Below are 11,813 nucleotides of genomic sequence, written 5' to 3' on the forward strand. Positions count from 1 at the left end.
TGACAATATTTAGTATACAATTTTTATTCACTTGTTTTGTGTATTACGTAATCTATTTTATCGTACAACATTTCAGGCTCAAAAGGCTTACTGATGACACCACTGATTTTTGTATCAACTACTTTTGAATAGGCATCCGAAATTTCCATGGCTGTCAATAGAATGATCGGAATATTGTTATTGTTTTCTCTAATTTTCTGAATAGTTTCCAAACCGTTTAGTTTCGGCATAAACATGTCCATTAGAATGAGATCAAAATCTTGTTTTTCTATAATATCAAGTGCAGAAAACCCACTTAGCACAACTTTAGTATTTATTTGTTGACGTTCCAAAATCTTTTGTGTCAACAGTCCATTTACAGCATTATCGTCTACAATTAAAATACTCAAGCCTTCAAAATTGTACGTTTTATTTTCAAATACAATTTCATCTTCTGTTTCAGATACCGAAACTTTTTTCAATTCCAGTTCGAAATAAAATTCTGTCCCTCTATCTAAAACACTTCGCAAATGGAGTTTTGACTTTAATACTTTTAATAGATTATTTACCGTTGTTAATCCCAAACCTAAGTCTATATATCCATTGTTTTCGCTCAATACAATTCCTTTTTCAAGATTTTCGAAAACAACATGCTTTTTTTGTTGTGGAATGCCCAAACCATTGTCTTTTACAGAAAATTTTAATCGAATGGTTTCATTGGTTTCTCCTATTTGACTAATTTTTAATCGAATATTAGATTCCATATTATAACGAACCGCATTGTCTAGTAGATTGAATAAGATTTGAGAAATTTTTAAACTATCACCAAGTAATTGCGTTGGGATACTTTCGTCTATTTTGACATCAATGTTATTGCGGTTTTCTTTTACCAGAAAGTTGACTGAAGTAATGACATTTTTTACATTTTTTTGCAAGTCAATATTTTCTTCTATAGCTTCCATTTTACTGGCTTCAATCTTATTCATTTGAAGAATATTATTGATAATAGCTAATAAATGTTCTCCTGAAAATTTTAACGATTTTAAATACCGTTCTTGAAATTTTTCTGGTTTTTCTAACAACAATAAATTGGTCATTCCAATGATAGCATACAGAGGTGTACGCAACTCATGACTGATTAAGGAAAAGAAGTTTGCACGAATTTTGGATACATTTTCGATTTGCTTTTTTGCTTCAATCAACTGCCTATTTTGTCCACTTAACAATGCATTTGTTCGAACTCTTGCGCGTTGATTCAGATAAAAAACACCTGTTAACAATACCAAAATCACCAAGATCACAACAAAAATGGTTGTCAACTTTTGATAATTTTCAATATAAATTTCTTTTGTTTCTTGATCTTTCTCAATAGTCTCTAAACGATCTTCATATTCATCAATTCCGTACTTCAAAACAATTTCTGAAAGCAACTCTTCTTTTTTGTGCAAATTGTACAACTCGTAAGATTCAATATGTTTTGTTAGCGCTGCCAGTTCTTCTTCCATTTGTCCTTGCTTGGCATAGATTTCAGCTAAATCTTTATGAGTTAATGCTAGTAATTCCAAGTGTTGTTTATTAGATACATCACTCATGGAAATTACTTCTTTGTAATGCGCTTCAGCCTCACTTGTTTTTTCTTGCCCAAATAAAGCTTGTCCAATAAAATAATGAGCTGTTGGTAGGATTCTAGATTCTGAAAGATTGTTTGTGTTTGTTGTACAAAATGCAATTACTTTATTAAAACAATCTTCTGCTTTTTCGAATTCTTTTTGACTTAAATAAAGTTGTCCAATATTATATTTTGGATAGACAGAACTAACATCATTTGGAAACTTTTTTGAGAGTTCTAAACTAAGTCGTAACTGTTCCTCTGCTTTTTCTGGCTGATCATTTCTAAATAGATAATAACCTATGTTATTATATATTTTCATCAACCCTTTTTCATTGTTTGTACGCTTGTAATACGATGCTGCATTTTTATAGTTTTCAATTGCTAAATCACCCAAACTCATTCGAATATAGACAATCCCAAATGTTCGATAACTTTCAGCTATTAAACTGTCGTTTGCAACAAGTGTTGCTTGTTTTAACGCACGTTCACTATATGTAATTGCTTTGCTGAATTTTCGCTTAACGGAAAGTTCTTTTGCTGCTATTTGAAGTTTGATGATGCTATCCTTACTTATGCTTTGGGTGCTCTCAGTCTGTCCATGCATTGTTGAAGCAAAGACAATAAGCAGTAATAACACTCGTATGGTAGTCATGTTTTAGTAAGTAGGCTATAATCAGGGCAAAAGATACAAAATTTAGCTATCTTTTTTACTTTTTAGTGGTACTTACATAAGATTATTTTTGTAAATCCATCATTACATAATATCTTGGATCATCAACTGCATCTTCAATCACATTTGCTAATTTAGGTGAAGCTTTTATCATTAGGGCTTTACAGTCTTCACTTAAATGTTTGATGCGTAATTGTTTTCCAGCTGCTTCATATTTTTGTGTTAAGTTAAAAATAGCTTCCAATGCAGAATGATCTGAAACTCTCGATTCCATAAAATCAATCACCACTATATCCGGATCATTTTTTACATCAAATTTACTATTGAATGCTTGGATACTTCCAAAGAATAATGGTCCAAAAATCTCGTATACTTTTGTTCCATCTTCCAAAACTTTTTTACGTGCACGAATACGTTTAGCGTTTTCCCAAGAAAATACCAAGGCAGAAATAATCACACCTGCAATAACAGCTACGGCTAAATCTTTCCAAACCGTAATTAATGAAACCGCAATTAATACAATAGCATCACTAATAGGTATTTTATTCAAAATTCTAAAACTACTCCAAGCAAACGTTCCAATTACTACCATAAACATTACGCCTACTAATGCTGCAATAGGAACTTGTTCTATCAGTCCAGAAGCAAAAAGAATAAAACACAATAAAGCAACAGCCGCTACAATTCCAGAAAGTCTTCCACGTCCACCACCTTTTATATTGATAATTGATTGTCCAATCATAGCACAACCTCCCATTCCTCCAAAAAGTCCATTTAAAATATTAGCGCCACCTTGTGCCAAACATTCGCGGTTTCCATATCCACGTGTTTCGGTCAATTCGTCCACTAAGTTTAAGGTCATTAATGATTCTATCAATCCAATCGCTGCTAATATAAACGCGTAAGGCATCATAATCCATAAGTTACTCCATGACCACAATTCAGCAGAAAATATGCCTGATTGAAATGTTGGCAAACCTCCCTTTAGTCCTGTAGACTCTCCATTACTACCTTCAACAATAAAGGATTTTACGGTAGCTACATCGTCAATATTCCCTAAAATCACAATCGCAGAAACCACAATAATAGCAATTAAAGCTTCTGGCAATTTCTTTGTTAATTTTGGCAATCCCCACATGATTAACATGGTCAATCCAACCAAACCAAGCATAAGTAAAAAACTAGTATTATTGAATAATGAATTCAACCATTCTCCCGTATTTGACCAAAAAGAAATTTCCTCAGGTGCTATAGTTGGAAACATTTCTAGTTGCGACATAAAAATTACAATCGCCAGACCATTCACAAATCCCATCATCACAGGATGCGGAATCAAACGAACAAATTTTCCAAGTTTAAAAGCGCCGGCTGCTGCTTGAATCACACCAACCATCAATAAGGTAATGAATAAAAACATCAATCCTTGATCTTCAATTCCAGTTTCCAAACCTAATTCATTTCCTTTTGCTACCAAAGCAACCATTACAACTGCCATAGCTCCTGTAGCTCCAGAAATCATTCCCGGTCGTCCACCGAAAATTGCCGTGATCAATCCCATCATAAAAGCTCCATACAAACCAACCATTGGCGGAACACCTGCCACAAAGGCAAAGGCAACAGCTTCAGGCACTAAAGCCAAAGCAACCGTCAATCCACTTAAAATATCATTCTTGGCATTTGCCGCACGTTTTCTAATAAACTCAGTCATACTAATTTGCTATTATGATTCTTCTAAAAATAAGAAGCGGCAAAAATACAGCTATTATTTTGTCCTGCAAGTTTTTAAGAATATCAAATAAGGAATCACAAGCTTTTCATAACAATTACAATATGTATTGTTGAATTTGTAAAGTTTTCTTTAAATGGAAATGATGCATCGCATTACAGAGGTATTTATTCTATTTTTTTACCTAAGTTTGAAAAGCCAAAAATCATTTTCATGAAAAAACTGCTATTCATTTTTTGTATTTCTATTTATATTTCATGCAATTCTGAAAAGAAAGAAATAAAAACTACCTACGATTTCACTACTATTTTTGAAAAATCAGGAGGAACACAAACACCAACCTATCCTGAAGTGATTACTTTTTATAAAAATTTAGCGGAACAATATGATGAAATTAATTTAGAAGCGATCGGAAATACAGATGCTGGTAAACCTTTGCATTTAGTTACCTTTAGCCCTGATGGCAAATTTGATTTTGATGCGATTCGAAACGAGAAGACCATTTTATTAGTCAATAATGGAATTCATCCAGGAGAAAGTGATGGAATTGATGCAACAATGATGCTAATGCGCGATTTGGCTAGCGGAAAAAAAGAAGCGCCTAAAAATGTAGTTATTGCAACGATTCCGGTGTATAATATTGGTGGAAGTTTGAACCGAAACTCAGGGACAAGAGCCAATCAAAATGGTCCAGAAGCGTATGGTTTTCGTGGAAATGCCCAAAATTATGACTTGAATCGTGATTTTATAAAGTCAGATACCCGAAACGCCAAAGCTTTTGCTGAAATTTTCCACAAAGTACAACCCGATGTTTTTGTAGATAATCATGTGAGTAATGGTGCCGATTACCAATATACTTTGACACACTTATTTACACAACATAACAAATTAGGTCATGAAGCAGGCGAATTTCTTCATAATACTATGATGCCCGATTTGGAAACTACATTGTTAAAAAATAATTGGGACATTACGCCATATGTAAATGTTTATGGACGTACGCCTGATAGTGGATTTTCTCAATTTATGGATTCACCGCGTTATTCTACGGGATACACTACCTTATTTAACACTTTAGGTTTAATGGTTGAAACCCACATGCTAAAGCCCTATAAACCGCGTGTAGAAGGAACTTATGCATTAATGGAAGCATTGATTGAAAACATAGAAACCAAACAGCACGCAAACATTAAATCCATTCGTAAAAAAACACACGAATCTTTTTTAAACTCCAAAACATATCCTGTGCAATGGACATTAGACCGCGATCAAAAGTCTGTGTTAAATTTTAAAGGGTATGAAGGTGCATTTGTGGAAAGTGAAGTCACTGGTCAAAAGCGATTGAAATATGACAAAACAAAACCTTTTACAAAAGAGGTTGATTATTTTAATTTTTTCAAGACCACCAAAGAAGTTGTTGTTCCAAAGGCATATGTAATTCCGCAAGGGTGGCACAACATCATAGAGCTTTTACAACTAAACAATGTTACCCTAAATACAATTCAAAACGATACTCTTATTGATGTAGAAGTCTACCATATCAAAGATTTTGAAACTTATACAAATCCGTTTGAAGGACATTATACACATTACAACACAGAAGTAACTAAGAACTTGCAAAAAATAGGTTTCAAACAAGGTGACTTCATCGTAAACACAGACCAAGTTGCATTCCGTTATTTGCTAGAAACACTAGAACCTGAAGCTGTTGACTCGTTTTTTAATTGGAATTTCTTTGATACTATTTTACAACAAAAAGAAGGTTTTTCTGCCTATGTATTTGAAGATGAAGCCAAAGAATTATTGGAAAAAAATCCTGATTGGAAGTCTGAGTTTGAAACATTAAAAGCTAGAGATAAAGAATTTGCAAAGAGTGCTTCACAGCAATTACGATGGATTTACAAAAAATCAAATCATTACGAAAAAGCACATTTACGCTATCCTATTTTTAGAATTCTTAAATAATTTGTTCTGTGTATATATTTTTTGATTTGTACACTGAACGGATCCGAAGTGTACAGATTAGAATAACAACTTTATATTTTCATAAGAATTTTCAAGTGCTATTTTAGCATCTGCATCATTTTTCCAAACAACTTCCATAATATCCTCTTCAAATTGAGGAAGTAGCTCACCATCATACGCAGTTTTCATTTGATACCAATGTGTGAGTTTTAAGCGATATTCACCATTTCGTCTGAAAATATGATAGGTTTGCATTAAAAAATCTGTAATCTCCAAATTTTTCACTCCTGTTTCTTCTTCCACTTCTCTAATGGCAGTTTCTTCAATTTTTTCACCTTTTTCGGTTTTTCCTTTTGGCAAATCCCACTTTCCATTTCTAAAAATAAACAAGGTTTCGCCTTTATCATTTTTCACCAAACCTCCCGCCGCTTCTACCAAAGGCAGCTTCGTACATAGTAAAGGAAGTAATTCTTCCCCATTATCGTCATAAAGTATCGCTTTATCTATTTTCCCAGCGTTCAATCTTCCTATAAGCCACTCTAAATCAACATCTTTTAATAAATAAATGTCGGAAATTTCACTCTTTTGAACTTCATTTGATAGAATAATAAGCTTCTCATTGATAAAAACTTTATACATTTGCATTATGATTTTTGATAAGAATACAGCTAAAAAGACTGCCGAATTATTGTTGCAAATTAACGCAATTAAATTACAACCACAAGAACCTTTTACATGGGCATCAGGTTGGAAATCGCCAATATACTGTGACAATAGAATTACTTTATCGTTCCCACCGATACGAAATTACCTGAGAGAACAGTTTGCAAAACACATTGATAAAGAATACGGAAAGCCTGATGTTATTGCTGGTGTGGCTACTGGCGCTATTGGAATTGGAATTTTAGTAGCTGAATATTTAGGAGTTCCTTTTGTGTATGTAAGACCAGAAGCTAAAAAGCACGGGCGACAAAATCAAATTGAAGGATTAATTCAAAAAGGACAAAATGTTGTCGTGGTAGAAGATTTGATTAGCACAGGAAAAAGTAGTTTAAATGCCGTTAAAGCATTAGATGCGGCTGAGGTAAATGTAAAAGGAATGGTTGCCATTTTTTCGTATAATTTTGATATTTCTAAAGAAAATTTTGAAAATGCTAGTGTCAATTTACATACCTTAAGCAACTACGAAAATCTTTTAGAACAAGCCTTAGACACCAATTATATTACTTCCGCAGAACTAGAGACCTTGCAAAATTGGCGAAAAGATCCTGCAAATTGGAATGCTAATTGATTAATTACTGAAATATAACAACAATGAACATAGAAAGCCCAAAAGTAAGCGTAAACAAATCTCCTCAAGAGCTTTACGATTTTTTGACGAATGTTGAAAATTTTGAAAAATTAATGCCTGAAAACATTAGTAAATTTGAAGTTTTAGCAGAAGGAAAATTCCTTTTTGCCCTAAAAGGAATGCCAGAAATTATATTAAAATTAAAAGAAAGCACACCAAATAGCAAAGTTGTTTTAGGTGCCGCTTCTGATAAATTACCTTTTACACTTATTGGAAACATTCAGGAAACTGGAGAAGGAAAAAGTGACGCACAATTAGTGTTTGAAGGGAAATTTAATCCAATGATGTCTATGATGATCAAAGGACCAATTAGCAAATTCGTGAATACACTCGCTGAGAATATGAGTAAATTATAATTTAATAAGATATAGTATCCTTTTAAAAGCTGAATGAGTGAAATCTTATTCAGCTTTTTTGTTTTATCAATTTTATATTTCTTTAGGATAAATTCGTTGCTAAGGTATCAGGATACATTCCCTTATTATAACGATGTTGTCATGATTCGTCTTTGCGAAACACAATCGTGAAAATATCATGCTTCAAAGAACGAATACGTAGTACGACAAACAAATTGCTACGTCTTTTTGCTTCTAGCAAAGACCTATCTAACATGTCTAAAAGCAAAGCAAGTCTAACTAATACATCAACTTAATTTCTTTCAAATCATAAGCTGCCACAATCTCATCTTCTAGGAGCACATTGAGTTTTCCATCTTCGGCAACACCCTGAATAAAGCCCATAAAAAACTCACCATTGATATTTTGAAAAGTAGAAGGTTTATTTTTTCTAAATAACAAAGATTCATATTCTAACTTAAGTGTTTCAAGAAAACGTTCTGTAATCAAAGCTGCATATTTTTTTAATTGTGTAGCAATATGAAACATCACTTCATCTAAGTCAAAATGAATTCCTGTAATTTCTTTTAAGGAAGAAGCGTTTAAATTTATATCAAAATCTGTCTGATTCACATTCAAGCCAATTCCGATAATAGCTGCTGTCATTTTGCTATTTTGTATGACATTTTCAATTAAAATTCCACATATTTTTTGATTCTCTGACAAAATGTCGTTTGGCCATTTAATCGCCAATTTAGGAATTTGAAAATGCTTTAATGCGTTATAAATTGCCAATGAAGTGGCCATACTGATGTAGAATTGTTCTTCATTTTCCAAACAAGAAACCTTTTTAAACACACTAAACGTAAGGTTTTTACCTTTTTCGGAAATCCACTTCGTCCCCATTTGACCTTTCCCAGAAGTTTGAGTTGCAGCAGTGACTATTGTAAAATCATCTAATTTTTCATCCAAACTAAGCTGTCGTAAGTAAGTGTTTGTTGAATCAATGGCATCAAGTTTGATTATTTTCATCGTATATTTAAAAAACTTTAGATATTCTTATGATAAAGGAGTTACAAATAACATTTAAAAGTAATACTTTTGTATAAAATATAAATAATTGAATGACAAAAACTAAGGTAAGCACTGATCAATTGATTACAGGCATCATAAAAGGGATAGAAGAAGTAAAAGGAAATGATATCACCATCTTAGACTTACGCGAAATAGACAATACAGTTTGTGACTACTTTATCATATGCAATGGTACCTCTAATACTCAAGTAAATGCCATTGTAGGTTCAGTTCAAAAAATGGTTAGTAAAGAACTTAAGGACAAACCTTGGCACATAGAAGGTGCAGAAAATGCTGAATGGGTACTAATGGATTATGTAAACGTGGTAGTACATGTATTCCAAAAGCACATACGAGAGTTTTATGACATCGAAGGACTTTGGGGAGATGCTAAAGTAACTTCTATTCAAGCAAATTATTAAAAATTACATTTTAATTTAATGGCAAGAGACAACAATAACATGACAAAAAAACCGAAGTTTAGTCCATATTGGATTTATGGTTTAATCGGAGTTTTTCTCCTTTTCTTAATACTTTCTAATGATTCTGGATCTGCTGATAAAGTAAGTTTTTCAAAATTTAAAGAACTTGTTCAGTACAATGATATTAAGAAAATTGAGGTTGTAACAAATACAAAAGAAGCGCGCATCTATTTAAAAGATGGCGCAGATGATAAAGATATTTACAAAGGAATTCTCAATAGAAGATCCGGTATTTTCATGATGGGTGATAATCCTGATTTTTCAATCAGATACTTAAACCTTGAAAATTTTGAAAATTTTCTAAACCAAGTAAAAGAAAAAGAGAAGTTAGACTTTGAAATTGCTTCCGATCAGCAAGACAATACCATTTCTAGCTTTATTTTTAGCATTTTACCCTTTGTATTAATCATTGGAGTTTGGATTTTCATTATGCGTAGAATGTCTGGTGGAGCCGCTGGCGGTGGAGGCGGACAGATATTCAATATTGGAAAATCGAAAGCAAAACTATTTGATGAAAAAACAGATATGAAAACATCGTTTAAAGATGTAGCTGGATTGGAAGGAGCAAAAGAAGAAGTACAAGAAATTGTTGACTTCTTAAAGAATCCTGAAAAATATACTTCTCTAGGTGGAAAAATTCCAAAAGGAGCTTTATTAGTAGGACCTCCAGGAACCGGTAAAACATTATTAGCAAAAGCAGTAGCTGGAGAAGCAAAGGTACCTTTTTTCTCCCTTTCAGGTTCTGATTTCGTAGAAATGTTTGTAGGAGTTGGTGCTTCGAGAGTACGTGACTTGTTTAAACAAGCCAAAGAAAAATCGCCTGCAATTATCTTTATTGATGAAATTGACGCAATTGGCCGTGCACGTGGAAAAAATAATTTTACAGGTTCTAACGACGAACGTGAAAATACATTAAACCAGTTATTAACTGAAATGGATGGTTTTGGTACCAATACAAACGTTATTGTAATGGCAGCAACCAACCGTGCAGACATTTTAGATAAAGCCTTGATGCGTGCTGGTCGTTTTGACAGACAGATTTATGTAGATTTACCAGACATTAGAGAGCGTAAAGAAATCTTTGAAGTACATTTAAAGCCACTTAAAAAAGCTGATAACTTAGATACTGACTTTTTATCAAAACAAACACCAGGTTTCTCTGGAGCAGATATCGCCAATGTTTGTAACGAAGCTGCTTTAATTGCTGCTAGAAAAGGAAAGAAAGCGGTTGAAAAGCAAGATTTCTTAGATGCTGTTGATAGAATTGTAGGTGGACTAGAGAAGAAAAATAAAATCATTACACCACAAGAAAAGAAAACAGTTGCCTTCCATGAAGCAGGACACGCTACAGTAAGTTGGTTATTGCAATATGCTGCTCCGTTGGTAAAAGTTACCATTGTCCCTAGAGGTCAGTCCTTAGGAGCTGCTTGGTATTTACCAGAAGAACGTATGTTGGTACGTACAGAACAAATGCTAGATGAAATGTGTGCTACTTTAGGAGGACGTGCTGCCGAAAAAGTAATATTTAACAAGATTTCTACTGGAGCGTTAAGCGATTTGGAAAAAGTAACCAAACAAGCCCGCGCCATGGTAACTGTATATGGTTTGAATGAAAAAATTGGAAACTTGACGTACTACGATTCAAGTGGCAACGACAACGGTTTCTCTAAACCATATAGTGAAGAAACCGCAAAGACCATAGACGAAGAAATCTCTAAAATTGTAGAAAATCAATACGATAGAGCACTTCAAATATTAGAGCAAAATAAAGATAAGTTAACAAAGCTTGCGGAATTACTTTTAGAAAAAGAAGTTATTTTTAAAGATGACTTGGAGGGAATTTTCGGCGAGAGACCGTTTTCAAAATCTGACAGTGCAGATGATTCAGAAGAGTAAATTCTGAACTCACGAAATATTTCTCTTTAAAAAGTCTCGAATTATCTTTAGTATAATTCGAGATTTTTTATCTTTACATTAATTTTTCCAAATCATAAATTACAATTGACTCTATGAGTCTTTTCAAAAAAATTTTCGGCTCCAAATCCAAACCTCAACAGGATACGAATCCTGCAGAAGAGCGCGGAAAATATATGCCACAAATTGAACTTCCTATTGACGAGCGTTTTACGATCAATTTTCGTAAAAACGGTGGGAAATTTCTATACTGTGACTCTTATACCGATGTATACGATAGCTTAGAAAGTATTCTTTTAGAAAACAACTGGGAAGAAAAAGATGTATTGTGTTTTGATAATGAACTACAAGAGCGATTTGACAATTTTGACATGAAATTTTCTCGCATTAACATGAATGCGAGCTTTTATTTGTCTGCTTGCGAATATTTAATTGCTGATAACGGTTCCATTTTAGTTTGTTCTAAACAAATTAAAGAAAAAAAGCTCAACGACTTACCTGACAATTTTGTCATTCTGGCTACAACAAGCCAATTGGTTACTACTATTGGTGAAGGATTACGCGGTATTAAAAATAAATACAAATCTAATATTCCAAGTAACATTACTACGATCAAGCATTTTCAAGTACAGCAAGAAAAGGACTTTTTATCGTATGGAAGTAGCTCAAAAAACTTATATTTGCTGCTCTTGGAAGACCTGTAGA

General features: G+C 33.2%; 10 protein-coding genes. 6 read left to right on the top strand and 4 right to left on the bottom strand.

What is annotated here, in order from left to right:
* Positions 1-23: 23 nt before the first annotated feature.
* Entirely contained in the window at positions 24-2,243 is a 2,220-nt protein-coding gene (locus MK119_RS09940; protein WP_290677784.1) for a response regulator, read from the bottom strand.
* Between the two features lie 82 nt (positions 2,244-2,325).
* On the bottom strand, positions 2,326-3,969 hold the full coding sequence (locus MK119_RS09945; RefSeq protein ID WP_290677786.1) for a SulP family inorganic anion transporter: 1,644 nt from the start codon (positions 3,967-3,969) through the stop codon (positions 2,326-2,328).
* A gap of 231 nt (positions 3,970-4,200) precedes the next feature.
* Here MK119_RS09945 and MK119_RS09950 point away from each other — a divergent pair, with 231 nt between their 5' ends.
* Entirely contained in the window at positions 4,201-5,952 is a 1,752-nt protein-coding gene (locus tag MK119_RS09950) for a M14 family metallopeptidase (protein ID WP_290677788.1), read from the top strand.
* A 57-nt stretch (positions 5,953-6,009) separates the two neighbouring features.
* Here MK119_RS09950 and MK119_RS09955 read toward each other — a convergent pair whose 3' ends face one another.
* The gene (locus MK119_RS09955) at positions 6,010-6,591 is read right to left on the bottom strand and encodes an NUDIX domain-containing protein (RefSeq protein WP_290677791.1); all 582 of its coding nucleotides are present in this window, start codon (positions 6,589-6,591) and stop codon (positions 6,010-6,012) included.
* Between the two features lie 7 nt (positions 6,592-6,598).
* Between MK119_RS09955 and pyrE the strand changes: the two genes are divergently transcribed.
* Both pyrE and MK119_RS09965 read left to right on the top strand, forming a co-directional pair.
* Positions 6,599-7,243, top strand: a complete 645-nt coding sequence (pyrE, locus tag MK119_RS09960; protein WP_290677794.1) for an orotate phosphoribosyltransferase — start codon at positions 6,599-6,601, stop codon at positions 7,241-7,243.
* Between the two features lie 23 nt (positions 7,244-7,266).
* Positions 7,267-7,659, top strand: a complete 393-nt coding sequence (locus MK119_RS09965; protein ID WP_290677797.1) for an SRPBCC family protein — start codon at positions 7,267-7,269, stop codon at positions 7,657-7,659.
* Between the two features lie 279 nt (positions 7,660-7,938).
* Here the strand turns inward: MK119_RS09965 and MK119_RS09970 are convergent, their stop codons facing one another.
* Positions 7,939-8,670, bottom strand: coding sequence for a biotin--[acetyl-CoA-carboxylase] ligase (locus tag MK119_RS09970; RefSeq protein ID WP_290677800.1), 732 nt, complete (start codon positions 8,668-8,670; stop codon positions 7,939-7,941).
* Positions 8,671-8,762: 92 nt separating this feature from the next.
* Here MK119_RS09970 and rsfS point away from each other — a divergent pair, with 92 nt between their 5' ends.
* The 3 genes from rsfS (at position 8,763) to MK119_RS09985 (ending at position 11,812) form a co-directional block, all read left to right on the top strand.
* Complete coding sequence (gene rsfS / locus MK119_RS09975) at positions 8,763-9,134, top strand: ribosome silencing factor (RefSeq protein WP_007096979.1); 372 nt, start codon at positions 8,763-8,765, stop codon at positions 9,132-9,134.
* A gap of 18 nt (positions 9,135-9,152) precedes the next feature.
* Positions 9,153-11,090: an ATP-dependent zinc metalloprotease FtsH gene (gene ftsH / locus MK119_RS09980; protein WP_290677809.1), complete on the top strand. Its 1,938-nt coding sequence runs from the start codon at positions 9,153-9,155 to the stop codon at positions 11,088-11,090.
* Positions 11,091-11,203: 113 nt separating this feature from the next.
* The gene (locus MK119_RS09985) at positions 11,204-11,812 is read left to right on the top strand and encodes an LUD domain-containing protein (RefSeq protein WP_290677812.1); all 609 of its coding nucleotides are present in this window, start codon (positions 11,204-11,206) and stop codon (positions 11,810-11,812) included.
* Position 11,813 lies beyond the last annotated feature (1 nt).

The sequence above is a fragment of the Kordia sp. genome, assembly GCF_022447245.1.
GTDB lineage: Bacteria > Bacteroidota > Bacteroidia > Flavobacteriales > Flavobacteriaceae > Kordia.

Excerpts from the sequence above, each read along its gene's own strand:
- MK119_RS09940 (WP_290677784.1), bottom strand. The coding sequence starts at position 2,243 with ATGACTACCATACGAGTGTTATTACTGCTTATTGTCTTTGCTTCAACA.
- MK119_RS09950 (WP_290677788.1), top strand. The coding sequence starts at position 4,201 with ATGAAAAAACTGCTATTCATTTTTTGTATTTCTATTTATATTTCATGC.
- MK119_RS09945 (WP_290677786.1), bottom strand. The coding sequence starts at position 3,969 with ATGACTGAGTTTATTAGAAAACGTGCGGCAAATGCCAAGAATGATATT.
- ftsH (WP_290677809.1), top strand. The coding sequence starts at position 9,153 with ATGGCAAGAGACAACAATAACATGACAAAAAAACCGAAGTTTAGTCCA.
- MK119_RS09955 (WP_290677791.1), bottom strand. The coding sequence starts at position 6,591 with ATGTATAAAGTTTTTATCAATGAGAAGCTTATTATTCTATCAAATGAA.
- MK119_RS09985 (WP_290677812.1), top strand. The coding sequence starts at position 11,204 with ATGAGTCTTTTCAAAAAAATTTTCGGCTCCAAATCCAAACCTCAACAG.
- MK119_RS09970 (WP_290677800.1), bottom strand. The coding sequence starts at position 8,670 with ATGAAAATAATCAAACTTGATGCCATTGATTCAACAAACACTTACTTA.
- MK119_RS09965 (WP_290677797.1), top strand. The coding sequence starts at position 7,267 with ATGAACATAGAAAGCCCAAAAGTAAGCGTAAACAAATCTCCTCAAGAG.
- rsfS (WP_007096979.1), top strand. The coding sequence starts at position 8,763 with ATGACAAAAACTAAGGTAAGCACTGATCAATTGATTACAGGCATCATA.
- pyrE (WP_290677794.1), top strand. The coding sequence starts at position 6,599 with ATGATTTTTGATAAGAATACAGCTAAAAAGACTGCCGAATTATTGTTG.